The organism is Streptomyces pathocidini, from assembly GCF_001418495.1.
Classification (GTDB): Bacteria; Actinomycetota; Actinomycetes; order Streptomycetales; family Streptomycetaceae; genus Streptomyces; species Streptomyces pathocidini.
Map to the genome: position 1 here is coordinate 1 of NZ_LIQY01000051.1, position 26,189 is coordinate 26,189.

Below are 26,189 nucleotides of genomic sequence, written 5' to 3' on the forward strand. Positions count from 1 at the left end.
GTCACCAGCCGCGCGGAGCTGGTGGATGGCGGCGCCGCCGACCGGGTACGCGAGCAGCTGAACGGCCGGATCACCGCGTTCGTCGGGCACTCCGGGGTCGGCAAGACGACCCTGGTCAACGCGCTGGTCCCGGACCGGCAGCGGGCCACGGGCGTGGTCAACGCGGTGACGGGCCGCGGCCGCCACACCACCACCTCGGCGCTGGCCCTGCCGCTGCCGGGCGGGGACGGCTGGGTCATCGACACCCCGGGCGTGCGGTCGTTCGGACTCAACCACGTGGACCCCTCCCGGGTCATCCACGCCTTCCCCGACCTGGCGCCAGGCGCCGAGGGCTGCCCGCGCGCGTGCAGCCACGACGAGCCGGACTGCGCGCTGGACGTCTGGGCCGCCGAGGGCCACGCGGATCCCGACCGGTTGTACTCGCTGCGGCGGCTGCTCTCCACCCGGGACCGACGCGAGGGAGACTGACGGCTCGCGTTTGCCGGTGCGACACGGAGGCAAGTGCATAATCGCACCGAGCCGATCCGGATCCGACGAATCAGACAGTGGTCGCCGAGGCGGGCCGACTGCGGGAGGCAAACAGATGGCGTGGCTGCTGGTCGTGGTCGCCGGACTTCTGGAGACCGGGTTCGCGGTCTGCCTGAAGCTCTCCCACGGATTCACCCGCCTGTGGCCCACCGTCGCGTTCTGCGCCTTCGCGCTGGGCAGCTTCGGTCTGCTGACCCTGGCCCTGAAGAAGCTGGACGTGGGCCCTGCGTACGCGGTGTGGACCGGCATCGGCGCGGCCGGAACGGCGATCTACGGCATGGTCTTCCTGGGAGACCTGGTCTCCACCCTGAAGATCGTCTCGATCACACTGGTGATCGTGGGCGTGATCGGCCTCCAGCTGTCGGGCTCGGCCCACTGAACCGCCCCTGAGGCCACGCGAGTTCACGCACCGTCAGCATCAGATCCGCCGGCGCTCCGGGCGCCACCACATGGGAGAGCGCCAGCCGCACCGCAGTCTCGCAGACGCGGCCCAGCCGCTCCGCCTCCTCCTGGGGGCACCCCGGCTCCAGCGCCGCCCGCGCGCGGTCGCGGACCAGCCCCAGCAGGTCGGCGGGCGAGAGCGGCGCCGTGTCGGCACGCCGCTGCGCCGGCACATAGGCGGACGGCGGCCCGGCACCCGGCGGCTCCGGAAGCCGCTCGGTCCAGAAGCCGGTGAGCACGGCCCTGAGGAGGGGGCTCGCGCGGGCGCCCCGCACGGTCCAGTCCGCGACGGCCGCCAGCCGGGCACCCGGATCCCCGCCTCCGGCACCCAGAGCGCGGTCCACCCCCGCCAGATAGGTGTCGGCCTCACGGCGTACGAGGGCACGGGCCAGGCCGTCCTTGCTGCCGAACTCGTTGTAGAGCGTCTGCCGGGACACCCTTGCGGCGGCCGCGACATCGACCATCCGTACGGCCGGCCAGGGCCGGCCCGCGAGCGCCGCGAACGCGGCATCCAGCAAGGATTCGCGCGCAGTGGGCACCATCGCCTCCCCGGCCGCGCGAACACGATCCGCCGCGCGGCAGTCGCCGTGTGTCAAGAGAATTGACGGGTCGCCAGGAGGTGTCAATAGACCCGACGGAGCACGATCACACCCGTCCGGACATGATCATGTGGCCCGCCAGAACGGGGATGGATACTGTTCGCACATGGCCGACTTCCACGATGATCTGCGCCTGGCCCATGTACTCGCCGACGCCGCCGACGCCACGACCATGGACCGGTTCAAGGCACTCGACCTCCAGGTCGAGACCAAACCGGACATGACGCCGGTGAGCGAGGCGGACAAGACGGCCGAGGAGCTCATCCGCTCCTCGCTGTCCCGCGCCCGGCCGCGCGACGCCGTGCTCGGCGAGGAGTACGGCAGCGAGGGCACCGGCCCGCGCCGCTGGATCATCGACCCCATCGACGGCACCAAGAACTACGTGCGCGGAGTGCCCGTCTGGGCCACCCTGATCTCCCTGATGGTGCAGGGCGAGGGCGGCTACCAGCCGGTGGTCGGCGTGGTGTCGGCACCGGCGCTCGGGCGGCGCTGGTGGGCGGCGCAGGGCGGCGGCGCGTACACCGGGCGCAGCCTCTCGTACGCGACCCGGATGCGGGTCTCGCAGGTGAACAGGGTCGAGGACGCCTCGTTCGCGTATTCCTCGCTGAGCGGCTGGGAGGAGCAGGGCCGGCTCGACGGGTTCCTCGACCTGACCCGGGACTGCTGGCGGACGCGCGGCTACGGCGACTTCTGGCCGTACATGATGGTCGCCGAGGGCTCGGTGGACATCTGCGCGGAGCCCGAGCTGTCGCTGTGGGACATGGCGGCCAACGCCATCATCGTCCAGGAGGCGGGCGGCGAGTTCACCGACCTCGACGGCGTACGCGGCCCCGGCGGGGCGAACGCGGCGGCCTCCAACGGGCTGCTCCACAACGACCTGTTGGGATATCTGAACCAGCGTTACTGAGGCATCGCCCTTCTCCGCCCGCGCACCCCCCTCCACCACCTCACGCCTCTTGTGGCCTCCGCTCGACGCATGTGAACATGAGAATGCCCGAGCTTGTGAACTCGTGAATCCTTTCACGACGGGATCCGTACGCGGCACCAACCCGCCGCCCCCGCACCCGAATCCGCCAGTCACACGGACCCACGAAAGAGGTGGCCCCTCCATGCTCGTCCGCGACGCCATGAGCACGGTGGTCCTCACCATCGGCCCAGCGCACACGCTCCGTCAGGCGGCCCGGCTGATGTCCGCGCGCCGGGTCGGCGCGGCCGTCGTCCTCGACACCGACACCTGCGGCCTCGGCATCCTCACCGAGCGCGACATCCTCAACTCCCTTGGCGCGGGCCAGGATCCCGACCGGGAGACCGCCCACGCCCACACCACGACCGACGTCGTCTTCGCCGCCCCCTGCTGGACCCTGGAGGAGGCCGCGACGGCCATGACGCGGGGCGGCTTCCGCCATCTGATCGTGCTGGGCGACGGGCCGGACCAGGCGCCGGTCGGCATCGTCTCGGTCCGCGACATCATCGGCTGCTGGATCCGGACACGACGCCTCACCCCAGCGCTCGCGGACCCGGTGGCGGGCTGAGGCATATCGGAGGGGTGCGCGCGCCCAGGGCCGCGCACCCCGCATCCGCCCGCACCGTCACGCCCCCACACTCGCCCCACCCGCGGCTGATGCCGACCTCCGGCACCGGGGGTCATATTGGATTCGATCCAAGTCAAGATGGATGCGAAGACCGTACGCGGTCGGAGCATGCTCATCGCGCTGTTAAGCTGAGGCCATGAGTGACCTGCTGGAACGACTTCGAGGACGCGGCTGGCGGCTCACCGCGCAGCGGCGGGTCGTGGCCGAGGTCCTCGACGGGGACCACGTCCATCTGACCGCGGACGAGGTCCACGCCCGCGCGGCCGAGCGCCTGCCCGAGATCTCGCGCGCGACCGTCTACAACACCCTGGGCGAGCTCGTCTCGCTCGGCGAGGTGCTGGAGGTCAGCACCGACCGCCGCGCGATGCGGTACGACCCCAACGCCCACCACCCCCACCAGCACCTGGTGTGCGCGAAGTGCGGCACCGTCCGCGACGTCCACCCGGCCGGCGACCCGCTCGCCGACCTCCCGGACAACGAGCGCTTCGGCTTCACCGTCTCCGACGTCGAGGTCACCTACCGCGGCATCTGCCCGAACTGCGCCTGACGCCCGAACCGCACCTGACGGCCTTCCGGCACCCGCCTCCCGTCGCGGCAGCGGACGCCTCCCCACCCCCTTCACGGATCTGGCGACCCGTCATACCGTTTACGGGCCACAGCAGAGCCGCACGCAACCCCGTACCCCAAGATCCGCACCCAGGCGCCCGGCCGGTCCTGCTCGTGTCCGTACATGCCGAAGGCCCGGATCCTTATCAGGAACCGGGCCTTCGTTCTCGTAGCGGGGACAGGATTTGAACCTGCGACCTCTGGGTTATGAGCCCAGCGAGCTACCGAGCTGCTCCACCCCGCGTCGGTGAACCCAACCTTAGCCGCACCTCGACGACCAGCGCAAATCCGCCGGAGGCCCCCTCCGCCCCGGCAGATCCGCGCCGGACGCCGCGGTACTACGCGGTGAGCTCCTGCTGGAGCGCGTCGCGGAGCCGGGCCGCCCGCTCCGCGACCTCGGCCGGGCCGAAGTCGACCGCCTGCGAGCACCAGTGCTGCGCCTCGGCGAGGTCGCCGCGGCGCGCGGACAGCAGCGCCAGCCGGAGCGCTGCCCTGCCGTGCCCCGCCGAGGCCGCGCGCGTCCACCACAGCGCCGCCTCCGGCTCGCTGCCCTCGCGCGCGAGCAGCAGGCCGAGGTTGAAGGCCCCGTTGCGGCTGCCGGCCTCGGCGGCCGTGCGGTACCAGCGCCCGGCCTCGGCCACATCGCCGCGGAACGCCGCGATCATCCCGCAGCGGACCTGGGCGCGCCGGTGCCCCTGCTCGGCCGCCCGCACGTACCACTCCTCGCACTCCGTGGTCCCGCCGTCACCCTCCTCGGGCCGCTCCCGGCGCTCCAGCAGCGCGCCGAGGCGGAAGGCGCCCTCCGGACTGCCGCCGCCCGCGGCGCAGCGCAGATGGCGCTCCGCGGTCCGCTCGTCGCCTTCCCTGAGGAGGGCGATCGCGACCTGGAGCGCGGCCTCGGTGTGCCCGGCCGCGGCCGCCCGCTCGTACCACTGCCGGGCCGAGCGCTCGTCGTCCCGGCCCGCGTACAGGATCCCGAGGTTGAAGGCGGCGTCGACGCTGCCCGCCTCCGCGGCCTTGGAGAACCAGGGTTCGGCCCCGGCCGAGTCGCCGCGCTGGAGCAGCAGGACGGCCAGTGCGTTCGCGGCCTCGCGGTGGCCGGCGTAGGCGGCGCGGCGGTACCACTGCTCGGCCTGGGACGTGCGCTCCTGCCCCGCGCACAACAGGCCCAGGTTGTAGGCGCCGTTGACATCCCCGGCGTCGAGCGCGGCGCGGTACCACCGCTCGGCGGTCTGCGGTTCGCCGCGGTCGGCGTGCAGCGCGCCCAGGGCGTTGGCGGCGTTGCCGTCGCCGTCCTGGGCGGCCCGGCGCCACCAGATGGCGGCGCTGTCGGTGTCGCCCGCGTCACGCAGCAGGAATCCGAGCGCGCAGGCGGCGCGCGACTCCCCGTCCTTGGCCGCGGTCAGGTACCAGCGCCCGGCCTCCTGGGGCTCGCCCCGCTCCTCCAGGAGCGTGCCCAAGTGCAGGGCGGCGCGCCGGTGTCCGCGCGCCGCGGCCTGCCGGTACCACTGCTCGGCCTCGTCCGCCGCGGTGCGGCGGTCCGCGTCCGAAGGCACGTCAGGAGCCGTTCCGGGCGCGCCCAGGAGGGGCCCGGCCGCCAGGAGGGATCCGTCCCCTTCGAGGTCCGCCGCGCCCCTGGGGCCCGCGCCCGGCCCGAAGCGGCCCGACTCGCGCCGGTGGGGCGCCCGCTGGTCCAGGATCCGGGCGAGGCGGTACGCGGCCTCTCGGTGCCCCTGCTCGGCCGCGGCCCGGAACCAGCACTCGGAGCCGACGTCGCTGCGGTGCTCCAGCAGGTCGGCGAGCGCGTACGCGCCGAGGGCGTGGCCGGACTCGGCCGACTGCCGCAGCCAGTACTCGGCGGCGGGTTCGTCACCGCGTTCGCGGTAGTGGCGGCCCAGGGCGTGCGAGGCGGCCGCGGACCCGGCCACGGCGGCGATCCGCCACCAGCCGGCGGCCTCGTCCGGGTATCCCCGCTGGTGCAGCAGCACGCCGAGGTTGTTGGCCGCGGCGCGGTCGCCCGCCCCCGTTGCCGCGCGTAGATACGGCTCGGCGGCGTCGAGGTCACCGCGGCGCAGCAGCAGGGCGCCGAGGACGCTCATCGACTCGGCGCTCCCCGCCTCGGCGGCCTGGCGGTGGCGCGCCTCCTCCTCGGCCTGCGCGGTGGCCGTGGTGGTGTCGGTCGCCGGGTCGATGCCCGCGTCGGCGAATCCGGCGTCCAGCGCGTCGGCAGCGGAGTCGCCGACGGTACGGCCGGTGGTCTCCGCGCAGCTGTCAGCGGTGTACGGCGCGTCAAGGACCCGCCGTACACCTGGCGCGTCCATAAACCGGTCTGTTTCCAACAGAATTGCCTTGTCCCCCATGAGGGCCATCGTCGCACCACCTGCAACCCGCGTACACCTGGTATACCCCAGCCAGTGAAGTCACTTCGGCGTTTTGTCGACTTCCCGACACGGCGACTCGCCAAACTCCGGAAACGCGGTATCCCCCACACAAGCGAAGGACCCGGAGTCTGTTGACTCCGGGTCCTTCGGTGGTAGCGGGGACAGGATTTGAACCTGCGACCTCTGGGTTATGAGCCCAGCGAGCTACCGAGCTGCTCCACCCCGCGTCGTTGTGCGGTAACCGTACCACGACGCGAGGTGGCGCCCGTTCAGGTGCCCTGGCCCTGCCCCTCCCCCGCCTTCCCGTCGCCCTTCTGGCCGTTCTTCTGGCCGCTCTTCGCCTTCGCCTCGGCGTCAGCCGCCCGCTGGAGCGCCGCCTCGAGGTCCTCCTGGGCCTTGCCGTACGCGGTCCAGTCCTGCTCCTGGAGCGCCTTCTGGCCCGCCTCGAACGCCTTTTGGGCGTCGTCCAGCGCCTCACGCACCGTCGGGTCGGCGGACGGCGGCTGCTCGGTCTTGCCCCCGGTGGGAGGTTCGGCCGGCTCCTCGCCCGGTTCGCTCGGCGCCTGCTCGCCGAAGACCTCGTCGAGCGCCTCCCCGAGGGTGTTCCGGAACGCGGTCTGGTCGTTGTACGAGACCAGGACCTTCCTCAGGAGCGGGTAGTTGGTGCCCGCGCCGCGGACGTAGACCGGCTCCACATAGAGCAGGCCTCCGTTGAGCGGGACCGTGAGCAGGTTGCCGTACTCGACCTCCGAGTCGCCTCGCTTGAGGATGTTGATCTCGTTGGCGATGTCGGTGTCGGAGTTGAACTTGCTCTGCACCTGCTGCGGTCCGGACACCGTGGTGTTGGACGGCAGCTTCAGGATTCTGATCTTGCCGTAGTCCGGACTCTTGGCGTCCGCGTCCACCGCCATGAAGGCGCCCAGGTTCTCCCGCCCCTTCGGGGTGAAGGTCGTCGACAGCGAGAACTTCTGCGCCTGCTGGTCCGGCATCTTCATGCTGAGGTAGTACGGCGGAACGGCGTTGCCCGACTTGTTCGTCGGGTCGTCCGGCACCTGCCACACCTCACTGCCGCTGTAGAACTGCACGGAGTTGGTGACGTGGTAGCGCGTCAGCAGCTCCCGCTGCACCTTGAACAGGTCCTGCGGGTAGCGCAGGTGCTGCATCAGGTCGGGGTCGATCGAGCTCTTCGGCTTCACGGTGCCCGGGAACGCCTTCTCCCAGGTCTTGAGGACCGGGTCGTCGGTGTCCCACTCGTAGAGCTTGACCGAGCCGTCGTAGGCGTCCACGGTCGCCTTGACCGAGTTGCGGATGTAGTTGACCTGGTTCTGCTGCGCGACCACGGCCCGCTGGCCGTCGGTCAGCGAGTCGGCCGTCGTGTCCCCCAGCGTCGTACGGGAGGAGTACGGGTATCCGTTGGAGGTGGTGTAGGCGTCCACGATCCACTGGACCCGGCCGTCCACGACCGCCGGGTAGGCGTCGCCGTCAATGGTCAGCCACGGCGCCACCGACTCGACCCGCTCCTTGGGCGTGCGGTTGTACAGGATCCGCGAGCCCTCGCCGATCGCCCCGGAGTACAGGATCTGCGGCTCGCTGAACGCCACCGCGTACGCCGCCCGGTTCACCGGGTTCGACAGGTCGACGCCGCTCTTGCCGGTGTAGCTGTAGAGCTTCTCGCCACTGGCGTCGGAGTAGTCGAGCTCCTTCTGCGGGCCGCCGACGATCGAGTACTGCGAGGTCTTCTCGCCGTAGTAGATCCGCTGCTCGTACGTCCCCAGGTCGCCCTTGGCCGGCAGGTCGGACTCCGTGAAGTCCGGCGCACCGCCCGACTTGGTCTCCGTGCCCTTCGCGGTCACCACGCCATAGCCGTGGGTGTACTTGAAGTGGTCGTTGATCCAGTTGCGCTCGGGGATGCCGTTGATGTTCAGCTCGCGCAGACCGATGACGGTGTCCTGCTCCTTGCCGTCCTTGGTGTAGCGGTCCACGTCGAGGGTGGCGGGGAAGCCGTAGTAGCCGCGGACCTGCTGGAGCTGCTGGAAGGTCGGCGAGACCACGTTCGGGTCGAGCAGGCGCATGCTCGCCGTGGTGTCCGCGTCGGCGCGCAGCTTCTTGTTGTCCTTGGTCCGGCTGACCCCGGAGTAGTCCGAGACCTTCGCGCCGTCGATCCCGTACGCCTGGCGCGTGGCGTCGATGTTCTTCTGGATGTACTCCGCTTCCTTGGCCTGCTCGTTGGGCTGGACCTGGAACTTCTGCACGATCGCCGGGTAGAGCCCGCCGATGAGGATCGCCGAGAGCACCATGAGGCCGAAGCCGATGACCGGCAGCTGCCACGTGCGCCGCCAGAGGGTCGCGAAGAACAGCAGCGCGCAGATGACCGCGATGCAGAAGAGGATCGTCTTGGCCGGCAGATAGGCGTTGGCGTCGACGTACTTCAGCCCGGTCCAGTTGTCCGTCGACTTCAGGTCACTGGACTTCACGGCCAGGCCGTACCGGTCGAGCCAGTACGCGACGGCCTTCAGGGCCACGAAGATGCCGAGCAGCACCGAGAGATGGCCGGTGGCCGCGGCGGTGGCACGCGCGCCGGGGCTCGTGATCCGCAGCCCTCCGTAGAGGTAGTGCACGAGCGCCGCCGCGATCAGGCTCAGCACGGCCGCCGCGAAGCCGAAGCCCAGCAGGAAGCGGTACCAGGGCAGGTCGAAGGCGTAGAAGGACACGTCCTTGTCGAACTGCGCGTCCTTGGTGCCGAACGGCACGCCGTTGATCCACAGCAGCCACGTGCGCCACTGGCCGGAGGCCGAGGCGCCCGCGACGAGGCCGACCAGCGCCGTGACCCCGAGCAGCACCCACTTCTTGTACGGCGCGATGCTCATCCGGTAGCGGTCGAGGCTCTGCTGCTCGACGGACATCGCGCTGAGCGGCGGGCGCAGCTTGTGGGCCAGCCAGACGTTGAGGCCCACGGCGAGGGCCATCAGCAGCCCGAATACGAAGAACAGGCCGATCTTGGTCCACAGGGTGGTCGTGAAGACCGAGGAGTAGTCGACCGAGCGGTACCAGAGCCAGTCCGTCCAGAACCCCGCAAACATCAGGAAGAGCATGGCGAGCACCGCCAGCACACCCAGGGTCGTCAACAGGGTCCGGACCCGCCGGGACGACGGGCCGACTCTCATCCGCGGCCCGGTCGGGCCTCCGCCGCGGTCCGGCATCTGGAAAGCCAAGGTGCGCACCTTTTCAAGTCGTATGAGCGGGCCCCGCGATAGTAGGGCCCACTCATGCAACTTACTGAGGCTTTACTCAGTTCCCGGTTCCGGTCACGAAGGGGGCAAGATACTGAACATGTCCAATGTCTCCCCCGGCAGCACGCCGATGGCCGCCAGCCCGCTCACCCGCGCCGTGCTCGAGATCGACGAGTACGCCGCCGGGCTCGGCTGGGACCAGCCGGCCCGCCTCTTCGCCCTTGTCGACACCGATCAACTGCGCGCCCAGGAGCCCGGGCTCGCCGAGCAGCTCGGCATCGACAACGGCACGGAAACCGCCCTGACGCCGGTGGAGCAGGACGAACTGCCCGCGGGCATCCCGCTCGACGAGTTCCTCGCCACAATCGCCTGGCCCGACGCGGTCGTGGGCTGCGCGCTGACCGTGGAGCGGCTGATGCTGCCGCCGTCCGCCGAGGCCTCGGCGCCCAAGGGCGTGGACGAGGAGCAGCTGGCGAAGTGGGTGGCCGCCCACCCCGAGCGCCAGGAGGTCCGGATGACGGTGGCCGTGCTGCGGGACGGAGCGCGCGAGACGGCGCTGCGGCTCCGCGAGAAGGACTCCCCGACCGAGGTCGTCACCGGCTCGGATCTGGTGCCGGGCCTCGCGGAGGCACTCGCCACGACCTTCGAGGGCTGAGCCGGCCCCGCCCGGTCCGGATGGTCTTCGGGCCGGGCGGTCCCGGCTTCCGGGCCGAGCAGCCTGCGGACCGAGCGGCCTGCGGGGCCTCTCCTGGGCCGGGCTCAGCCCTTCGTGCAGCGCGGCAGATCCGCGGTGTCGCCGTCGCGGATGTCCTCCAGGACGTTCACCGCTTCGTCCATGGTGCCGACCTTCACGAGGGTCAGCCCGCTCGGCACGTCCTTGGCGGCGTCGGCGCAGTTGTCCGCGGGGGTCAGGAAGTACTGGGCGCCCCGATCGCGAGCCCCGACCGTCTTCATCTGGATGCCGCCGATCGCGCCGACCTTGCCGTCGTCGTCGATCGTTCCGGTGCCCGCGATGAATTTCCCGCCGGTCAGGTCGCCCGGGGTCAGCTTGTCGACGATCCCGAGGGCGAACATCAGCCCGGCGCTCGGGCCGCCCACGTCGGCCAGCTTGATGTCGATCCTGAACGGGAACGTGTGGTCGGTGCCGGCCTGGATACCGACGATCGCCCGGTCGTTGTCAGGCGCCTTCTTGGTGGTGACCGAGACCGACTCGCGCGTTCCCGGCTCCGGCTTGCCGGCCTTCTCGGCCGCGGCGGCCGCCTTGGCCGGGACGATGGTGAACTCCACCGGCTCCCCCGGCTCGTGCTCCGTGACCAGCTTGGCCACGTCGCCCGGCGCGCGGACCGGCTTGCCGTCCACGGCCTTGATCACGTCCCCGGCGTGCAGCAGCCCCTGGGCCGGGCTGTCCTTCACCACGGAGGCCACCACCACGCGCGCGGAGACCGGGATTCCCAGCTCCTTCATGGCCGCGACCTTGGCGCTCTCCTGGGACTGGCTGAACTCCTCCGCGTTCTCCTGGCTGGCCTGCTCGGCGGTCTGGCCGTCCGGGTAGAGCGTGTTGTGGGGAACCACGGCGTCGTCGTGTGCGAGCCAACCCACGACCGCCTCGACCAGGTTCATCCGGTAGTCGGCCCCGGTCACCCGCACCGTCGTCATGTTGAGGTGGCCGGTCGTCGGGTAGGTCTTGCGGCCCGAGATCTGCAGCACCGGGGAGCCGCCGTGCTCGCCGAGCGTGTTCACGGTCGGACCGGGCGACATCTCCGAGTACGGGACCGGGATCAGCAGGCCCGCGCACACCAGCGTGATGAGCATCAGGGTGGAGGCGAGCATCGTCGCGGTGCGGCGTGGCATATGAACGACAGTACGGGAAGGGTCCGACAGTGCGCCTCGGGGGCCGGAACGCCAAGATCCGGGCCGGCGCGGGTCGGTCCCGTCGCCGCGTCGCGGGCTCAGGCCGCCGCGTCGGAGTCCGGCGCGGGCGCTGTGCCCGCGGGGGCCGGTTCGGGGTTCGCGCTGGAACGTTCCATCGCCTCACGGAAGCGCTCGTACCCCGCCAGTTCCGCGACGTCGCCGACCTTGCGATGCCGCGCGGCCCAGCGCGCCCACACCGCGGCGACGACGGCCGCGACCACCGGAATCAGCAACCAAGCGAGCGCCGCCATACCGGCCTCCCGACCCCACGTTCACTGCAACGAAAACCGCAACTGACTGATCAGCAGATTAACCATCCGCCGGATCAACGTTCGCCGCGGGGGCCTGGTTACGCAACCGGAGAAGGTCGTTCAGTGAGCTGTCCGGGTCGACAGGTCGGCACCCTCGGCAGCACCTGTCCGTCGGCTCCTCAGCATGCCCCTGCCCACCCGTCGCCCGACCACCGCCCCTCAACGACGCCGCTACGCGCCGACCCACTCGTTATGCCCGTCCGCGAACACCTGATGCTTCCAGATCGGAACTTCTGCCTTGAGGTCGTCGATCAGTCGGCGGCAGGCGGCGAACGCCTCTGCCCGGTGCGGGCACGAGACGGCCGCGATCACGGCGATGTCCCCCACCGACAGGTCGCCGACCCGGTGCACCGCGGCCATGGCACGTACGGGGAAGTCGGCGGCGACCTTTTCGGCCACGCGCCGAAGTTCGGCTTCGGCGATCGGATGCGAGGAGTAGCCGAGGGCCGTGACGTCGGACCCGCCGTCGTGGTCGCGTACGGTGCCGACGAACAGGGCCGTGCCGCCCGCGGAGCGGTCGCCGACGGCCGTGAACACCTCGTCCAGGGACAGCGGGGTGTCGCGGATCGCGAGGAGCCGGATCGGATCGGCCGCCGCGGCCTCGCCGGGGTGGTCGTACGTGCGCGCCATGGCGCCCATCGTGCCGTACGGGATGGCGTTACGGAATCCCGTATGACGGAATCGGTTTTCCGGATCCGTCATGCAAGGGGGTGTCCTACGCTCGGCGGCGGGCCTTGCGTGCCCTTCTGACCAGGGCCGCCGTGCCCACCAGGGCCACGGTCGCGCCCGCTGCACCGAGGGTCGTCGCGTCCTTGCGGCCGAGGCGGCGGCCCGCGACCGTGTGACGGCCCGAGACCTCCTCCAGCAGCGCCTCGAGGACCTCCTCGTTGGTCCACCCTGGACGCCAGCCCGCGTCGTGCAGCCGACTGCCGCTGACCACCCACGGGTACATCGTGTAGGCCAGGTCGCCCGCCGGGGACGGGGTGAGGCCCAGCCTGTGGAGCCGGGACGCGGCGCCGAGGGCGACGGCGGAGGGCAGTTCCATGCGGCGGATGCCGCTCAGCTCCTCGACCTCCTCCTGCTCGAGCCAGCCGTCGCAGCCGACCGCCAGCTCGCCGTCGACCTTCTCCAGCGCCGCGTACTCCAGGGCGCTGACCAGGTCCTCGACGTGGCAGAACTGCCAGACCGGGCGGGACCCCGCGACCACCAGCAGGCGGGGGGACTCGAAGTAGCGGGTGAGGGCGGTGTCAGTACCGCCCACCAGGATGGCGGGCCTTACCACCGTGACATTGAGGCCGGGGTGGGCGCGGGGAGCGCGGCGGCCGAGCCGCTCGATCTCCAGCAGGTCGCCGACGCCGGTGGCCTCCGCCGTCGCGCGCGGCTCCGCGTCCTCGGCGAGCGGCACGTCGTTGTCGGGCAGCGCGCCGTAGACCATGGCCGAGGTGCACAGCACGACCCGGCGCACCCCCGCTGCCGCGGCCGCGGTCAGCACGGTCTGGGTGCCGCGCACGTTGTACGCGGTCCGGGCCGCGGAGTCGGTCTCCAGGTCGAGGTCGATCGCGAGATGGACAACGACGTCGGCGCCGCGGAGCTTCTCGGCGATGGCCGGATCGCGTACATCCAGCAGGTGCCACTGCGCGTCGGAGACCTCGCCCCGGCGCTCGTCGATGGCCACGACCTGCTTGATCTCCTCCGACTCGGCAAGCCTGCGGGTGAGCAGGTCACCGATTCCGGTGGCGGCGCCGGTGACCGCGACGATGGGGCGTCGGCCTCCCGCCGCGGCACCGTTTCGCGCTGCGCGAACTTCTCGGTCTGGGGAACTCACCGGGCGTCTCCAGCGGTTGTCTTCAGTACGTACACGTGGCTTACGCGTACGTGCCAGGTGGCGTCCATCCTGCCGCAGGCTCCCGGGAAGCCAAGCACCGAGCCTGGAAGGCCGGCCGGGTGTCTACGCTGGGTTGTGATGTCGGGCATTCGCCGCCGGCCCCAGCCGGCGGCCCGAGGAGCCGAGGAAACCCGTGAGTGACACCCCATTCGGATTCGGCCTTCCGCCGGAGGAGCCGGAGGACGGCGACGACGGCAAGAAGAAGGGTGGCCAGGGCGGCCATCAGGGCCCCGCGAATCCGTTCGGGTTCGGCGGGGGCAGCGGCGGCGAGAACCCGTTCGCCGCGCTGTTCGGCTCCCTGAACCCGAACGACCTGGGCGCCGCCTTCCAGCAGCTCGGGCAGATGCTCTCCTACGAGGGCGGCCCGGTGAACTGGGACATGGCCAAGGACATCGCACGGCAGACCGTCGCCCAGGGCACCTCCGACGGCACCAAGGACGCGAGCGTCGCGCCGGGCGAGCGAGGAGCCGTCGAAGAGGCCGTGCGGCTGGCGGACCTGTGGCTGGACGGCGTCACGTCGCTGCCGTCCGGCTCGGCCTCGGCGGTCGCGTGGAGCCGCGCCGAGTGGGTCGAGGCCACCCTGCCGGTGTGGAAGGACCTCGTGGACCCGGTCGCCGAGCGCGTGGGCGCCGCCATGGGCGATGTGCTGCCCGAGGAGATGCAGGCCATGGCCGGCCCGCTGCTCGGGATGATGCGGTCCATGGGCGGCGCGATGTTCGGCACCCAGATCGGCCAGGCCGTCGGCGTACTCGCGGGCGAGGTGGTCGGCTCGACCGACATCGGGCTGCCGCTCGGCCCGGCGGGCAGGGCGGCGCTGCTGCCGCTCAACGTCGAGGCTTTCGGCAAAGGCCTGGGCGTGCCCCAGGAAGAGGTGCGGCTATACCTCGCCCTGCGGGAGGCCGCCCACCAGCGGCTCTTCGCCCACGTGCCGTGGCTGCGCTCGCACCTGTTCGGCGCGGTCGAGGGCTACGCGCGCGGCATCAAGGTCGACACCGCGAAACTGGAGGACGCCGTCGGCCAGCTCGACCCCACGCACCCGGAGCAGCTCCAGGAAGCGCTCCAGCAGGGCATGTTCCAGCCCGAGGACACCCCGGAGCAGAAGGCGGCCCTGGCTCGCCTGGAGACCGCGCTCGCGCTCGTGGAGGGCTGGGTCGACGCTGTGGTGCACGCCGCTGCGGCGCCGCACCTGCCCTCGGCTGACCGGCTGCGCGAGACGCTGCGGCGGCGCCGCGCGAGCGGCGGCCCGGCCGAGCAGACCTTCGCCACGCTGATCGGCCTGGAGCTGCGCCCCAGGCGCCTGCGGGACGCCTCGCGACTGTGGGCCTCGCTGGCCGACGCGCGCGGGCTCGACGGGCGGGACGCCCTGTGGGCGCACCCGGACATGCTGCCGACGGCCCAGGACCTGGACGACCCGGACGGCTTCGTCCACCGCGAGCAGCTGGACTTCACCGAGCTGGACAAGATGCTCGGCGAGGCCGCGAGCGGCACCGGGGACAAGCCCAAGGAGCAGAGGCCGAGCCTGGAGAAGGAAGAGGGCCAGGACAAAAACGGCGGCGAACGCGACAGCGACGAGTGAGCGGCCTGCACGAGGACGCGGCGCGGGTCCTCAAGGAGTGGCACGCCCCGAACGCCGAGCAGGAACGGTTGCGCCTGGCGTACGACGACCACCTGGCCGCGCATCCCGACGGGATGTGGCGGTCCTGCCCGGGCGCCCACGTCACGGCCAGCGCCCTGGTCGTGGACCCGGCGACCGGGCGCGTACTGCTGACCCTGCACCGGAAGCTCCGGATGTGGCTCCAGATGGGCGGCCACTGCGAGCCGGAGGACGCCACCCTGGCCGGGGCCGCCCTACGGGAGGCGACGGAGGAGTCCGGCATCCCGGGCCTGTCCCTGCTGCCGGATGGCCCGGTGCGCCTGGACCGCCACCACACCCCCTGTGCCTGGCATTTGGACGTGCAGTACGCGGCGCTCGCGCCCGGCGGCGCGGTGGCGGCGATCAGCGACGAGTCCCTGGACCTGCGCTGGTTCGCGTACGACGAGGTGGCGGCGGTGGCGGACGAGTCCGTCGTACGGCTGGTGGACCGGACGCGCGCCCTGCTCTGAGACATCGGGGGCGGGCAAGCCTCCGGGGCTGTCCCACCCGGCCGCTGTCGGCGCGGGGCTTCTGCCGGGCGCGGGCTACTCGTGGCGGGCGGCGGGCAGATGGGGCAGCCGGTCGGCCGACACCACGCCCTCGAGGTACCCGCGGGCCCGTTCGGTCCGCGGGTAGGCCTCCAGGAGTTCCCAGAAGCGGGGCCCGTGCCCGGGCACCAGCAGATGCGCCAACTCGTGGACGAGGACGTAGTCGATGACGTACTCGGGCATGCCCTGAAGGCGGTGCGACAGGCGGATGCTGCCCTCCGCGGGGGTGCAGGAGCCCCAGCGGGTGTTCTGGTTGGTGACCCAGCGGACGGCGCTCGGACGGGCCCGGCCGTTCAGATACTGGTCGGACAGCTGCTCGGCCCGCTGGGCCAGTTCGCTGTCGCCCAGCATCCGCTTGCTCTCCTGCGCCGCGAGCTTGTCGAGCATCACGGTCACCCAGCGCTGCTCCTCGGCCTCGGACATACGGGCCGGAATCAGGACAACGGTGCGGTCGCCCTCACGGTACGCGGAGACCGTTCTGCGCCGCCGAGCGCTCCTTCTGACCTCGACCGCGCTCGTCCCCGAACCTCGGTTGGGCTGACTTGACGCGCGGCGCTGCGGGCCGGCGGCGCGATGCAGTGGGTCGGCGGGCACGCCCCGACGTTACCCGCTGGGGGTGGGGGAAGTCCCGCCTCCTCGTGGGGTGTGCACCATTTGAATGACTAATGCGTCCCCCTGTGGACAGCTTTCGACGCCGAATACGCGGCGCGAGCATGCTGGAGGCCGGTCGGATCGATCGATGGGGGGACGGACATGCATCCGATGCTCAAGCCGGCGCTGCGGCGGGCCTGGCGCGACCGGCAGACCGTGCAGTTCGGGGTGGCGGGCGCGCACGCGGTGGTGCTCGGCCCGGTGGACACCGCCACCGGCAGCTTTCTCACGCTCCTCGACGGCACCCGCGGGCTGCCGCTCTTACGCAGGGAGGCCGCGGCGATGGGGCTCCCGCCAGGACAGGTGGACGAGCTGGTGGACCGGCTCGGCGCGGCCGGACTGCTGGAGGACGCCACGGCGGCGGACAGGCCGAGGGCTGAACCAGCGCAGCCGCGCGGCAGTTGGGACCGGTTGCGGCCGGACCTGGCCTCGCTGTCCGTGGTGCATCCGGAGCCGGACGCGGCTGCCCGGCAGTTGGCGGCGCGGGCGGGCGCCCGCGTCCAGGTGCGCGGCCTGGGCCGGGTCGGCGCGGCCGTCGCCGCCGTGCTCTCCGCGTCCGGGGTCGGGCAGGTGGACGTGCGGGACGGCGGATGCGTCGAGCCATGGGACGCCGGTCCGCCGGGGCTGCCACCGGAGTCCGTCGGCGAGCGGAGGAGCCTGGCCGCGCAGCGCGTCGTGCGGGCCGCCGCTCCCGTTCCGCCTCCGCGGCGGCGGGCGGCCCCGGGCAGGGCGACCGTGGCGGCGGAACCGGCAACGGCGCTCGTGGTGTTGGCGCCCCGCGACGGGCTCGCGGCATACGCTCCCGATCCGGATGTCACCGCGGAGTTGATCGCCGCGGGCACCCCGCATCTCTACGCAGGAGTGATCGAGGGGACGGGGGTGGTGGGGCCGCTGGTCCTGCCGGGCGAGTCGGCGTGTGCGGGCTGCCTGGCACTGGAGCGGGCCGAACGCGAACCCGCCTGGCCGCGGATGCTGGCCCAGTGGCGCTCGGGTCGCGGGAATTCGGGCGCCCTGGCGTGCGACACGTCGCTGGCCACGGTGGTCGCCGGGCTCGCGGCCTCGCATGCCCTGACCTTCCTCGAGGGGCGGGTTCCGGCCAGTGCCGGGGCGCGGCTGGAGTTCGCGCTGCCGGACCTCGCCTGGGAGCCCCGGCAGGTCGTGCCCCACCCGGACTGCGGCTGCGGCGCCGCTCCACGCACCGAGGTGCCGGAGAGTGCGGAACTCGCCGAGCCTCCCGAGGTCCCGGAAGTCTCCGAGCTGCCCGAGGACTCCGGCGGGTCCGAGGTCGGCGGACTCGCGGCGGGGAATCCCCCTCTGGAGAGGACGGAGGGCACGGGACAATGACCGAGCAGGCCGCCCGTCTGCGGCGCGGCACCGGGGGTAGCCCTCCTGGTGAGGCAGTGGAGTTGGAGGCGCGAATGTCGGATCTTCCCCGCAAGGCGGTCACGCGTACCGCCAAGTTGGCCGCGCTGCCACTGGGGTTCGCCGGGCGGGTCACCTGGGGGCTCGGCAAGCGGATCGGCGGCCGGCCGGCGGAGCTGGTCGCCAAGGAGCTCCAACAGCGCACCGCCGAGCAGCTGTTCAAAGTGCTGGGCGAGCTCAAGGGCGGCGCGATGAAATTCGGGCAGGCGCTGTCGGTGTTCGAGTCAGCGCTGCCGGAGGAAGTGGCGGGCCCGTACCGCGCCGCGCTGACCAAGCTTCAGGAGGCGGCGCCACCGATGCCGACGCGGACGGTGCACGCCGTTCTGGAGCAGCGGCTCGGGGAGGACTGGCACCAGCTGTTCGAGGAGTTCGAGGACAAGCCGTCGGCGGCGGCCTCGATCGGACAGGTGCACCGCGCGGTGTGGCACGACGGGCGGGAGGTGGCCGTCAAGGTGCAGTACCCGGGCGCGGGCGCGGCACTGCTGTCCGACCTCGCCCAGCTGGGGCGGTTCGCGCGCCTGCTGGGGCCGCTGATCCCCGGGATGGACATCAAGCCGCTCATCGGCGAGTTGCGCGACCGGGTGTCGGAGGAACTGGACTACGCGCTGGAGGCGCAGGCGCAGCGGGCCCATGCGGCGGAGTTCGCGGACGACCCCGATGTGGTGGTGCCCGACGTGGTGCACCAGAGCGACCAGGTACTCGTCACCGAGTGGATGGAGGGCGTGCCGCTCTCCGAGGTGATCGCGCAGGGCGGGCAGGCGGAGCGGGACCGGGTCGGGCAGTTGCTGGCCCGGTTCCTCTTCTCCGGCACGGCGCGCACCGGTCTGCTGCACGCGGATCCGCACCCGGGCAACTTCCGGCTCCTGGTGGGCGACTCCCCCGACGGGCCGCCGGAGAACTGGCGGTTGGGGGTGCTGGACTTCGGAACGGTCGACCGGCTGCCCGGTGGTCTGCCACCCACGATCGGCAGCGCGCTGCGGATGTCGCTCGACGGCGACGCGGAGGCGGTCTACGCGATGCTGTGCGAGGAGGGGTTCGTCAAGCCGACGATCGAGCTGGATCCGGAGGCGGTGCTGGACTACCTGCTGCCGATCATCGAGCCGGCCCAGGTCGAGGAGTTCACCTTCACCCGGAGCTGGATGCGCACGCAGGCGGGGCGGATCGCCGACCCCCGCTCGCCCGCGTACCAGTTGGGCAGACAGCTCAACCTGCCGCCGGCCTATCTGCTGATCCACCGGGTGACGCTGAGCACGATCGGCGTGCTGTGCCAGTTGGGCGCCAACGTCCGGCTGCGCGACGAACTCTCCGACTGGCTGCCAGGGTTCGCGCTCGAGGAGCCGGACGGTGCGGCGGGCGAGGAGGTGCAGGCGGAGGACGGGACCGCGGCGGGCGCCTGACCGCGCCCGGGCGGGGCTCACCGCCTCGCCGCGCTGACCCTATATATCGAGCTCACCCTATGCAGCGAGCTCACCGCTTGATCGCGCTCACCACCAGGACGAGTCGAGCCGCCCCTCGATGGCGCGGAGGTTGTCGCGGGCGCAGCTGTCGCAGAAGTAGACGCGGTGACCGTTCTCCACGGAGCAGGTCCAGGTCACGGGCGGGGTCGGGCCGGCTGTGGCGGCACCGCAGCGGCCGCAGGTCACGACCGGGTTCTCGGCACCCTGCTGGGCGGGGTGATGAGTCTGTTGTTCCACCTGTCGACGATATCTCCGCGCAGCCGGTTGGACGGGGTGCAACGCACCGCGGGACCGGTTCGGTGAACCGGTCCCGCAGTGTTGGGAGCAGGCGCGTTGCCTCACGCGCCGGTGGGCCGAGGGGTCACTGCATCACGGCCATGGCCAGGGCGCGGCGGGCGCGCAGCGAGGCGCGCTCGGCGCGACGCTGCAGACGCCGGGCGGCGGCCAGGCGCATGGCCCTGCGTTCGGACTCGGCCTCTTGCAGACGTTGCTGCATATGAGCCCGGGCCAGGGCTTCTGGGATGAGTTGCATCTCGCGGTTCCTGTTCTGGCGCGAGGTGTTCGCACCGGAGGAGTCGTGTTCGGGCGTGCGTCGAGCGGCGGGCTCGCGGGTGGACGGATTCATCGTCGGGACCTGCTTCTTGGGGTCGTGCGTGTGAGGGCGGTCGATCGTTCCTGCGCCGGTCATGCCGCGACCGGGTTCTTCCGCGGACGGCCGCGCGGCCGCTTGCGCGGCACGACGACGCCCTGGACGAACAGTTCGCCTCCCCAGACGCCCCACGGCTCGCGGCGGTCCTTGGCGCCCGCGAGACAGGCCTCGCGCAGCGGACAGGTCTGGCAGAGCGACTTGGCGTACTCGACATCGGCCGGGGACTCGGCGAAGAAGACTTCGGGGTCGTACGAACGGCAGGGGACGAGCTCGCCGAGGCGCTCGATCTCGTCGTCGAGCACGGTGAGCTGGGTCAGTTGACTCAAGGGGACCTCCGGTGAGCCGGGCGGGGGGATCGCAGGGTCGTGCGATACGGACGGGGCGTGCGCTGAGCTGGGCACGGTCGGTGTCTTCCTCGTCTGTTCGGGTCCGGCCTGGTGGGCCGGGGCTTCGGTCGGTACCGGGCGCTCCCCTTCTGCCGCCCGATGGGGCAACGAAAAGGGCCGCGGATCCCGGTTGGGGTTCCGCGGCCCTGGAAGGTGCCGACCTGATCTCGCGATCAGGCTGGATCTCTCCAGGGTTGGAGCCCGCGGAAGGCCCGCATCGTGTGGTGCTCGGCTGCAGAGGTCGTGCCGTTGGCGAAGCCGGCGGCCCAGTTCTGCTGGAGGTCGGCACCATTGGCCGCGAGGACATAGGCCGGGGCCTGTGCCGCCGCTACATCTGCCGGTGCCTTGGTCGATCGCTCATTGGCCGCGAAAATGCCGCGGTCGACGAGACGCGCTTCGGCGGCGCCGGACAGACCGATGCCACGCAGCGCGGAGGCGCCGGGCAGGCAGGAGGCGATGACCTCGCGACCGGCCGGTTTCGTGATGCTGATCATTTGGGCTCGCCTCCTCTCGGCGTCTCGGGTGACTGGTCGGGACCAGTCCGATGGGTCTTCAGTACAGCACGGATCCAGTGGCTCTGAGAAGCCGCTGACTCCGTGCTCGGAAGGCTATGGGGATCCCCGCGGCATGCGCAAACTATTTTCCGAACGAGTTTTTCCGCGTCGTCTCCCCGTCGTCCGGGGCGACTTCGGCGGCCTCGTCCGGCCTGTTCGAGGGGTCCGGGTCGGTGGTGTCCGTGTCGGCAGTATCCGGCGCGAGGTCCCGGCCCGCGCACAGGGCGAGGACGTCCGACCCGTACCGGCCGAGTTTGCGCACTCCGACGCCCGGGATGGCGGCCAGTTCGGACTCGTTCTCGGGCAGGGCCTCGGCGATGGCCATCAGCGTCTTGTCGGTGAAGACGCAGAAGGCGGGCTGGCCGAGCAGTTCCGCCTGCTCGCGGCGCCAGTCCAGGAGCCGTTCGTGGAGCGCCTCGTCGAGCTCCGAGGGGCAGTCCTCACAGCGCATCAGCTTCATCTCGCCGGCGTCGGTCAGCGTGCGCCCGCACACCCGGCAGCGGGCCGGGCCGCGGAGCTTCCTCCGCCCGCCACCGCCGGGCCGCAGCGGTGCTCCCCGCTCGACGCCACCGGACGCGCCGCCCCGGCTCCCGTCCGGGAGGCGGGTTCCGGACCCCGCCGAGCCGGGCCGGAGGCCGTTCAGAAAACGGGTGGGGCGGCGCGAGGGGCGTCCGCCGGGGGTGCGTGACAGAGCCCAGGAGAGGTGGAGGTGGGTTCGGGCACGGGTGACGCCGACGTAGAGCAGGCGGCGCTCCTCCTCCACCTGCTCGTCGGTCTTGGCGTAGGTGATGGGCAGCGTGCCCTCGGAGAGGCCGACCAGGAACACCGCGTCCCACTCCAGGCCTTTCGCCGTGTGCAGCGAGGCGAGGGTGACGCCCTCGACAGTCGGGGCGTGCTGGGCGTTGGCGCGCTCGTCGAGCTCGGCGACGAAGTCGCCGAGCGCCGGGGGTGGTGCGCCTGCCGCCACCCTGCTCGCGGCGAACTGCTCGGCGAGCCGGGCGATGGCGGCCAGCGACTCCCAGCGGTCCCGCACGGCACCGGAGCCGGCTGGGGGCTGGGGTGTCCAGCCGGAGGCGGTGAGCACCGCCCGCACCTGGGAGGGGAGGTCGGGTGCGGAGTCGAGTAGGGAGTCGTTGGAGCCGGCGCGGGCCGCGCCGCGCAGGGCCACGCCGGCCTCGCGGACCTCCGGGCGCTCGAAGAAGCGCTCCGCGCCGCGCAGCTGGTAGGGGACGCCATGGTCGGCGAGGGCCTGTTCGTAGACCTCGGACTGGGCGTTGACGCGGTAGAGCACGGCGATCTCGCCGGCGGAGACGCCCGCGTCGAGCAGTTCGCCGATGCGGCGGGCGATGCCCTCGGCCTCGGCGGGTTCGTCGGCGAACTCGGTGTAGACAGGCTCCGGTCCGGGGTCGCGCTGCGAGACCAGCTTCAGCCGGTGGTCGGCGGCGCGGCCGCGGGCCTGCCCGAGGAGGCCGTTGGCGAGGTGGACGACCTGAGGGCTCGAGCGGTAGTCGCGGACGAGCTTCACCACCGTGGCGTGGGGGTGCCGGGTGCGGAAGTCGAGCAGATGGTCGGGGGTGGCGCCGGTGAAGGAGTAGATGGTCTGGCTCGCGTCGCCGACCACGCACAGGCTGTCCCGGTCGCCCAGCCAGAGCTCCAGCAGCCGCTGCTGGAGCGGACTGACGTCCTGGTACTCATCCACCACGAAGTGCTGGTACTGGCCGCGCACCTGGTCGGCGATGTCGGCACGGTCCTGGAGCACGCCTACCGTCAGCAGCAGCACGTCCTCGAAGTCGATGACCCCGCGGTCCCGCTTCAGCTGTTCGTAGGCAGCGAAGAGCCCCGCGATCTCGGCAGGGTCCCGCGGGGGCTCTCGGTCGGACTTGGCGACCTGCGCCGGGTAGTCCTCGGGGACGGTCTGGGTGACCTTGGCCCACTCGATCTCGGCCGTGGCGTCCCGCAGTTCGTTGCGGTCCAGCCGGATACGGCAGCCGGCGGCGGCCTCGGCGACCAGTTGGACCTTGCGCTGAACGATCCGCGGCAGCTCTCCGCCGACCGCGCGCGGCCAGAAGTACTGGAGCTGGCGCAGCGCGGCCGAGTGGAACGTGCGGGCCTGGACGCCGCCCGCGCCGAGCTGGCGGAGGCGGCCGCGCATCTCCCCCGCGGCGCGCGCGGTGAACGTGACGGCGAGCACAGTGGCCGGCTGAAGGATCCCGGCCCGCACCCCGTAGGCGATCCGGTGCGTGATCGCCCGGGTCTTGCCCGTGCCCGCCCCCGCCAGCACGCACACCGGGCCGTGCAGGGCCGTGGCGACCTCGCGCTGCTCCGGGTCGAGCCCGGCGAGCACCGCGTCCGCCGACTCGGGGACGGCGGGGAAGAGGGGGGTCTCCGTTGCTGCTGTCACCCCGCCATGCTGCCAGGTGCGCCAGGAAGCCCGGGACGGTTATCCACAGGCGCCGGTTTCCGGTCGTACCGGCGCGGACAGGCTGGGGAATTCGGCGGAAAGGTTGTGCGTTCAGTTATCGGATCCAGCGGGATCCACCCCAGCCCCGATCCCCGAAGGAGCGCGAGACGATGCAGGAGCCCATGCAGGGCACGGTCACGATGTACAGCACCACGTGGTGCGGCTACTGCCGTCGGCTGAAGAGCCAGATGGAGCGCGAGGGCATCGCGTACACCGAGATCAACATCGAGCATGACCCGGCCTCGGCCGCCTTCGTCGAGAAGGTCAACAACGGCAACCAGCTCGTGCCGACCGTGCTGTTTCCTGATGGCTCCGCGCTTCCCAACCCGTCCCTGGCTCAGGTCAAGGAGCGGATCGGGGTCTGAGGAGCCCGCGCTTCGGGGGATGTCAGGTGCTGCCCGTGGGTGTCGGCCGCCTCAGCGCGGTACGCCCGCGGGCAGCGGCTTTCCGTACCAGAGCTCGATCAGGCGGGCCGCGATCGAGATCCCGGACGGCGGCAGCACCTCGCCGGACTCGAAGGCCGCGCGCAGGTCGTCCCGCGAGAACCAGCGCGCCTCGTGGATCTCCTCGCCGTCCACCTCGATCTCGGCGGAGACGGCACGGGCCATGAAGCCGAGCATCAGGCTGGACGGGAACGGCCAGGGCTGGCTGGCCACGTACTCGACCTCGCCGACCCGGACGCCCGCCTCCTCGCGGACCTCGCGCACCACGGCCTGCTCGATCGACTCGCCCGGCTCGACGAAGCCCGCCAGGGTCGAGAAGCGGCCCTCGGGCCAGTGCACCTGGCGGCCGAGGAGGGCCCGGTCCTCCTCGTCGGTGACCAGCATGATCACGGCGGGGTCGGTGCGCGGGTAGTGCTCGGCGCCGCAGGCCTGGCAGCGACGGATGTGTCCCGCGGCCGCGATGACGGTGCGCTCGCCGCAGCGCGAGCAGAAGCGGTGCAGCCGCTGCCAGTTCTCCAGTGCCACGGCGTGGACCATGAGGGCGGCCTCGCGCTCCGAGAGCAGCGCCCCGGCCTCCCGCAGCCCGGCCGGCCGGGCCGACTGGTCCATGCGGCCGGGCAGGGCGTCCTTCTGGAGCGCGAAGTAGCGCACGCCGTCCGCGTCGATGCCGAGGAAGTAGCGGTGGGTCTCGGTCGGCGGCGCCTCGAAGGACGGTGTCATGACCAGTTCGGTGCGGCCGTCGGGGGTGTCGTCGACCAGCACCTGCCCGCCGGAGACCACGAAGACCCGGGTCGTCGGGTGGCTCCAGGCCGCCGCGAGCCAGGCCTCGTCCAGGCGGTGGTGGGCGGCGCGATCGATCCCGCTGACTCCGGTGAGGCTGATGTTCGGGACGGCGGTGCGGTCGGTCCAGATGGTCACAGCTGCTTCCAACTCCCCTTGCGGGACACGTGGTTCAACGCCGAGCGGCTCGATGGCGGTCTACTGGGTGCTTCGGCCATTCTCCGCCAGATCGCCCCACAGATAGGCGGCGGTTTCCACGCCCTTGGTCAACAGGTCCAGTTCGACCTTCTCGTTGGGTGCGTGCCAGCCGTCGGAGGGCACCGAGATCCCCAGGAACAGCACCGGGGCGCCCAGGGCGTCCTGGAGGTCGGCGGCCGGGCCGGAACCGCCCTCGCGCGTGAACCGGATCTTCTGACCGAAGGCCCGGCTCATGGCGCGTACGACGGACTGGAGCGCCGGGTGGTCCAAGGGGGTCAGGCAGGGGCGGGTGGCGCCCCAGAAGGTGATCTCGTGGCGGATTCCCGCGGGCAGCCGGGCGGCGACCCAGTCGCGTACGGCCTGCTGGACCTTCTCGGTGTCCATGCCCGCCACCAGCCGGAAGGAGAGCTTCAGCTGGGCGGCGGAGGGGATGATCGTCTTGCCGCCCGGGCCCTGGTAGCCGCCGGAGATGCCGTTGACCTCGGCGGTCGGGCGGGCCCAGATCCGCTCCAGGGTGGTGTGGCCCTCCTCGCCGAGCGTCGCGTACGAGTGCGCGGTGCGCAGCCAGGCGGCCTCGTCGAAGGGCAGCTCGGCGAACAGCTCCCGCTCGCGGTCGGTGAGTTCGATCACACCGTCGTAGAAGCCGGGGATGGCGACGCGGCGGTCGGCGTCGTGCAGGGCGGCGGCGAGGCGGGCGGCCTCGGTGGCCGGGTTGGGCACGGCGCCGCCGAATGAACCGGAGTGGATGTCCTGGTCCGGCCCGTACAGGTCGATCTGGCAGTCGGCGAGGCCGCGCATGCCGGTGCACACGGTCGGGGTGTCCTCGGACCACATGCCGGTGTCCGAGACGATCACGGCGTCGCAGGCGAGCCGGTCGGCGCGCGCGTGGACCAGGGCGGGGAAGTTCGGGGAGCCGGACTCCTCCTCGCCCTCGATGAGCAGCTTGAGGTTGACGGCGGGGGCGGTACGGCCGGTGGCGGCGAGATGGGCGCGGACCCCCAGGGTGTGGAAGAACACCTGCCCCTTGTCGTCCGCCGCCCCGCGCGCGTGGAGCCGGCCGTCCTTGATGACGGGCTCGAACGGTTCCGTGGCCCAGCCGTCTTCGAGGGCCGCGGGCTGCACGTCGTGGTGGCCGTAGACGAGCACGGTGGGGGCGCCCTCGTCGCCGGAGGGCCACTCCGCGTAGACCGCGGGCGCGCCGGGCGTCTCCCAGATCTCGGTGACCGGGAAGCCGGTCTCGGCCAGCTTCGCCGCGAGCCACTCGGCGCTGCGCCGCACGTCCGCCGCCCGGTCCGGGTCGGCCGAGACGGAGGGGATGCGCAGCCACTCCGCCAGGTCCTCGAGGAAGGCGGAGCGGTGTTCTTCGATGTAGGCGCGGACGGCGCTGTCCGGGGTGGCGCTCATACGAGGGAGCCTACCGGCCTTGTCGGCGGGGGCGGCCGGGGCCTGAAGGGGGCCTGACCTAGGCGGTCGGCGCGGGGCCTGTCCTTATGAGGCTTGTCCTACGAGGCCTGCCCCATGAG

26 protein-coding genes and 2 tRNA genes are annotated in these 26,189 nt (G+C 71.9%); 11 read left to right on the forward strand and 17 right to left on the reverse strand.

What is annotated here, in order from left to right; translation table 11 throughout:
• Both rsgA and AOK16_RS03265 read left to right on the forward strand, forming a co-directional pair.
• On the forward strand, positions 1 to 468 hold a 468-nt coding region (rsgA, locus tag AOK16_RS03260), incomplete at its 5' end, for a GTPase RsgA (RefSeq protein WP_157859088.1).
• A 115-nt stretch (positions 469 to 583) separates the two neighbouring features.
• Positions 584 to 907, forward strand: a complete 324-nt coding sequence (locus AOK16_RS03265) for a DMT family transporter (protein ID WP_055470690.1) — start codon at positions 584 to 586, stop codon at positions 905 to 907.
• Here the strand turns inward: AOK16_RS03265 and AOK16_RS25130 are convergent.
• A complete protein-coding gene (locus AOK16_RS25130; protein WP_079101012.1) occupies positions 852 to 1,511 on the reverse strand; it encodes a TetR/AcrR family transcriptional regulator in 660 nt (219 codons plus the stop codon). The two genes, AOK16_RS03265 and AOK16_RS25130, sit on opposite strands and share 56 nt — an antisense overlap.
• 163 nt (positions 1,512 to 1,674) lie before the next feature.
• On the opposite strand from AOK16_RS25130, the gene hisN reads away from it, so the two are divergent.
• The 3 genes from hisN (at position 1,675) to AOK16_RS03280 (ending at position 3,707) form a co-directional block, all read left to right on the forward strand.
• Positions 1,675 to 2,475: a histidinol-phosphatase gene (gene hisN / locus AOK16_RS03270; RefSeq protein ID WP_055470691.1), complete on the forward strand. Its 801-nt coding sequence runs from the start codon at positions 1,675 to 1,677 to the stop codon at positions 2,473 to 2,475.
• Between the two features lie 202 nt (positions 2,476 to 2,677).
• Positions 2,678 to 3,100, forward strand: coding sequence for a CBS domain-containing protein (locus AOK16_RS03275; RefSeq protein ID WP_055470692.1), 423 nt, complete (start codon positions 2,678 to 2,680; stop codon positions 3,098 to 3,100).
• 196 nt (positions 3,101 to 3,296) lie between these two features.
• Complete coding sequence (locus AOK16_RS03280) at positions 3,297 to 3,707, forward strand: Fur family transcriptional regulator (RefSeq protein WP_055470693.1); 411 nt, start codon at positions 3,297 to 3,299, stop codon at positions 3,705 to 3,707.
• 229 nt (positions 3,708 to 3,936) lie between these two features.
• On the opposite strand, the gene AOK16_RS03285 is transcribed toward AOK16_RS03280, so the two are convergent.
• From AOK16_RS03285 to AOK16_RS03300, 4 genes are all read right to left on the reverse strand, one after another.
• Positions 3,937 to 4,010 (reverse strand) — tRNA-Met (locus tag AOK16_RS03285).
• A gap of 94 nt (positions 4,011 to 4,104) precedes the next feature.
• Positions 4,105 to 6,087 carry a tetratricopeptide repeat protein gene (locus AOK16_RS03290; protein ID WP_420865370.1) on the reverse strand — a complete coding sequence of 661 codons (1,983 nt, stop codon included), beginning with the start codon at positions 6,085 to 6,087 and terminating at the stop codon, positions 4,105 to 4,107.
• A gap of 210 nt (positions 6,088 to 6,297) precedes the next feature.
• Positions 6,298 to 6,374, reverse strand: a tRNA-Met gene (locus AOK16_RS03295).
• Positions 6,375 to 6,416: 42 nt separating this feature from the next.
• Entirely contained in the window at positions 6,417 to 9,347 is a 2,931-nt protein-coding gene (locus AOK16_RS03300; RefSeq protein ID WP_079101013.1) for a UPF0182 family membrane protein, read from the reverse strand.
• Positions 9,348 to 9,477: 130 nt separating this feature from the next.
• Between AOK16_RS03300 and AOK16_RS03305 the strand changes: the two genes are divergently transcribed.
• Positions 9,478 to 10,032 (forward strand): PPA1309 family protein, encoded by a 555-nt coding sequence (locus AOK16_RS03305; RefSeq protein WP_055470696.1) that lies wholly within the window; start codon positions 9,478 to 9,480, stop codon positions 10,030 to 10,032.
• A gap of 104 nt (positions 10,033 to 10,136) precedes the next feature.
• Here AOK16_RS03305 and AOK16_RS03310 read toward each other — a convergent pair whose 3' ends face one another.
• The 4 genes from AOK16_RS03310 to AOK16_RS03325 form a co-directional block, all read right to left on the reverse strand.
• Positions 10,137 to 11,228, reverse strand: coding sequence for a YlbL family protein (locus tag AOK16_RS03310; protein WP_055470697.1), 1,092 nt, complete (start codon positions 11,226 to 11,228; stop codon positions 10,137 to 10,139).
• A 98-nt stretch (positions 11,229 to 11,326) separates the two neighbouring features.
• Positions 11,327 to 11,539, reverse strand: a complete 213-nt coding sequence (locus tag AOK16_RS03315; RefSeq protein ID WP_055470698.1) for a hypothetical protein — start codon at positions 11,537 to 11,539, stop codon at positions 11,327 to 11,329.
• A 231-nt stretch (positions 11,540 to 11,770) separates the two neighbouring features.
• Positions 11,771 to 12,238 carry a molybdenum cofactor biosynthesis protein MoaE gene (locus AOK16_RS03320; RefSeq protein WP_055470699.1) on the reverse strand — a complete coding sequence of 156 codons (468 nt, stop codon included), beginning with the start codon at positions 12,236 to 12,238 and terminating at the stop codon, positions 11,771 to 11,773.
• 76 nt (positions 12,239 to 12,314) lie between these two features.
• Positions 12,315 to 13,424: an SDR family oxidoreductase gene (locus tag AOK16_RS03325; protein WP_055470700.1), complete on the reverse strand. Its 1,110-nt coding sequence runs from the start codon at positions 13,422 to 13,424 to the stop codon at positions 12,315 to 12,317.
• Positions 13,425 to 13,617: 193 nt separating this feature from the next.
• Between AOK16_RS03325 and AOK16_RS03330 the strand changes: the two genes are divergently transcribed.
• Together AOK16_RS03330 and AOK16_RS03335 are read left to right on the forward strand one after the other, a co-directional pair.
• Positions 13,618 to 15,060 carry a zinc-dependent metalloprotease gene (locus AOK16_RS03330; protein WP_055470701.1) on the forward strand — a complete coding sequence of 481 codons (1,443 nt, stop codon included), beginning with the start codon at positions 13,618 to 13,620 and terminating at the stop codon, positions 15,058 to 15,060.
• A complete protein-coding gene (locus AOK16_RS03335) occupies positions 15,057 to 15,587 on the forward strand; it encodes an NUDIX hydrolase (RefSeq protein ID WP_079101014.1) in 531 nt (176 codons plus the stop codon). Before AOK16_RS03330 ends, AOK16_RS03335 begins: the two co-directional genes overlap by 4 nt.
• A 75-nt stretch (positions 15,588 to 15,662) precedes the next feature.
• On the opposite strand, the gene AOK16_RS03340 is transcribed toward AOK16_RS03335, so the two are convergent.
• Positions 15,663 to 16,259: a M48 metallopeptidase family protein gene (locus AOK16_RS03340; protein ID WP_055470702.1), complete on the reverse strand. Its 597-nt coding sequence runs from the start codon at positions 16,257 to 16,259 to the stop codon at positions 15,663 to 15,665.
• Between the two features lie 159 nt (positions 16,260 to 16,418).
• Between AOK16_RS03340 and AOK16_RS03345 the strand changes: the two genes are divergently transcribed.
• Both AOK16_RS03345 and AOK16_RS03350 read left to right on the forward strand, forming a co-directional pair.
• Entirely contained in the window at positions 16,419 to 17,660 is a 1,242-nt protein-coding gene (locus AOK16_RS03345) for a TOMM precursor leader peptide-binding protein (protein WP_079101015.1), read from the forward strand.
• 74 nt (positions 17,661 to 17,734) lie between these two features.
• Complete coding sequence (locus AOK16_RS03350) at positions 17,735 to 19,135, forward strand: ABC1 kinase family protein (protein WP_055470703.1); 1,401 nt, start codon at positions 17,735 to 17,737, stop codon at positions 19,133 to 19,135.
• 87 nt (positions 19,136 to 19,222) lie between these two features.
• Here the strand turns inward: AOK16_RS03350 and AOK16_RS03355 are convergent, their stop codons facing one another.
• The 5 genes from AOK16_RS03355 to AOK16_RS03375 all read right to left on the reverse strand — a co-directional run bounded on the left by AOK16_RS03355 (position 19,223) and on the right by AOK16_RS03375 (position 23,185).
• Positions 19,223 to 19,432 carry a hypothetical protein gene (locus AOK16_RS03355; protein ID WP_055470704.1) on the reverse strand — a complete coding sequence of 70 codons (210 nt, stop codon included), beginning with the start codon at positions 19,430 to 19,432 and terminating at the stop codon, positions 19,223 to 19,225.
• A 124-nt stretch (positions 19,433 to 19,556) separates the two neighbouring features.
• A complete protein-coding gene (locus AOK16_RS03360) occupies positions 19,557 to 19,883 on the reverse strand; it encodes a hypothetical protein (protein WP_055470705.1) in 327 nt (108 codons plus the stop codon).
• The gene (locus AOK16_RS03365; RefSeq protein WP_055470706.1) at positions 19,880 to 20,245 is read right to left on the reverse strand and encodes a WhiB family transcriptional regulator; all 366 of its coding nucleotides are present in this window, start codon (positions 20,243 to 20,245) and stop codon (positions 19,880 to 19,882) included. The genes AOK16_RS03360 and AOK16_RS03365 overlap by 4 nt, the downstream gene beginning before the upstream one ends.
• A gap of 158 nt (positions 20,246 to 20,403) precedes the next feature.
• On the reverse strand, positions 20,404 to 20,724 hold the full coding sequence (locus AOK16_RS03370; RefSeq protein WP_055470707.1) for a hypothetical protein: 321 nt from the start codon (positions 20,722 to 20,724) through the stop codon (positions 20,404 to 20,406).
• A gap of 142 nt (positions 20,725 to 20,866) precedes the next feature.
• Positions 20,867 to 23,185: an ATP-dependent DNA helicase UvrD2 gene (locus tag AOK16_RS03375; protein WP_079101016.1), complete on the reverse strand. Its 2,319-nt coding sequence runs from the start codon at positions 23,183 to 23,185 to the stop codon at positions 20,867 to 20,869.
• 182 nt (positions 23,186 to 23,367) lie between these two features.
• On the opposite strand from AOK16_RS03375, the gene AOK16_RS03380 reads away from it, so the two are divergent.
• Positions 23,368 to 23,610 carry a mycoredoxin gene (locus tag AOK16_RS03380; RefSeq protein WP_055470711.1) on the forward strand — a complete coding sequence of 81 codons (243 nt, stop codon included), beginning with the start codon at positions 23,368 to 23,370 and terminating at the stop codon, positions 23,608 to 23,610.
• Positions 23,611 to 23,661: 51 nt separating this feature from the next.
• Here AOK16_RS03380 and nudC read toward each other — a convergent pair whose 3' ends face one another.
• Together nudC and AOK16_RS03390 are read right to left on the reverse strand one after the other, a co-directional pair.
• Positions 23,662 to 24,606 (reverse strand): NAD(+) diphosphatase, encoded by a 945-nt coding sequence (gene nudC, locus AOK16_RS03385; protein ID WP_055470708.1) that lies wholly within the window; start codon positions 24,604 to 24,606, stop codon positions 23,662 to 23,664.
• A 60-nt stretch (positions 24,607 to 24,666) separates the two neighbouring features.
• On the reverse strand, positions 24,667 to 26,070 hold the full coding sequence (locus AOK16_RS03390) for a dipeptidase (protein WP_055470709.1): 1,404 nt from the start codon (positions 26,068 to 26,070) through the stop codon (positions 24,667 to 24,669).
• Positions 26,071 to 26,189: the final 119 nt, after the last annotated feature.

Bases quoted from the DNA above. Each gene is read 5' to 3' on its own strand.
- AOK16_RS03265 (WP_055470690.1), top strand. From the start codon at position 584: ATGGCGTGGCTGCTGGTCGTGGTCGCCGGACTTCTGGAGACCGGGTTC.
- AOK16_RS25130 (WP_079101012.1), bottom strand. From the start codon at position 1,511: ATGGTGCCCACTGCGCGCGAATCCTTGCTGGATGCCGCGTTCGCGGCG.
- AOK16_RS03345 (WP_079101015.1), top strand. From the start codon at position 16,419: ATGCATCCGATGCTCAAGCCGGCGCTGCGGCGGGCCTGGCGCGACCGG.
- AOK16_RS03315 (WP_055470698.1), bottom strand. From the start codon at position 11,539: ATGGCGGCGCTCGCTTGGTTGCTGATTCCGGTGGTCGCGGCCGTCGTC.
- AOK16_RS03350 (WP_055470703.1), top strand. From the start codon at position 17,735: ATGTCGGATCTTCCCCGCAAGGCGGTCACGCGTACCGCCAAGTTGGCC.
- AOK16_RS03320 (WP_055470699.1), bottom strand. From the start codon at position 12,238: ATGGGCGCCATGGCGCGCACGTACGACCACCCCGGCGAGGCCGCGGCG.
- hisN (WP_055470691.1), top strand. From the start codon at position 1,675: ATGGCCGACTTCCACGATGATCTGCGCCTGGCCCATGTACTCGCCGAC.
- AOK16_RS03290 (WP_420865370.1), bottom strand. From the start codon at position 6,087: ATGGACGCGCCAGGTGTACGGCGGGTCCTTGACGCGCCGTACACCGCT.
- AOK16_RS03275 (WP_055470692.1), top strand. From the start codon at position 2,678: ATGCTCGTCCGCGACGCCATGAGCACGGTGGTCCTCACCATCGGCCCA.
- AOK16_RS03370 (WP_055470707.1), bottom strand. From the start codon at position 20,724: ATGATCAGCATCACGAAACCGGCCGGTCGCGAGGTCATCGCCTCCTGC.
- AOK16_RS03300 (WP_079101013.1), bottom strand. From the start codon at position 9,347: ATGCCGGACCGCGGCGGAGGCCCGACCGGGCCGCGGATGAGAGTCGGC.
- AOK16_RS03310 (WP_055470697.1), bottom strand. From the start codon at position 11,228: ATGCCACGCCGCACCGCGACGATGCTCGCCTCCACCCTGATGCTCATC.
- AOK16_RS03305 (WP_055470696.1), top strand. From the start codon at position 9,478: ATGTCCAATGTCTCCCCCGGCAGCACGCCGATGGCCGCCAGCCCGCTC.
- AOK16_RS03360 (WP_055470705.1), bottom strand. From the start codon at position 19,883: ATGACCGGCGCAGGAACGATCGACCGCCCTCACACGCACGACCCCAAG.
- AOK16_RS03280 (WP_055470693.1), top strand. From the start codon at position 3,297: ATGAGTGACCTGCTGGAACGACTTCGAGGACGCGGCTGGCGGCTCACC.
- AOK16_RS03380 (WP_055470711.1), top strand. From the start codon at position 23,368: ATGCAGGGCACGGTCACGATGTACAGCACCACGTGGTGCGGCTACTGC.
- AOK16_RS03390 (WP_055470709.1), bottom strand. From the start codon at position 26,070: ATGAGCGCCACCCCGGACAGCGCCGTCCGCGCCTACATCGAAGAACAC.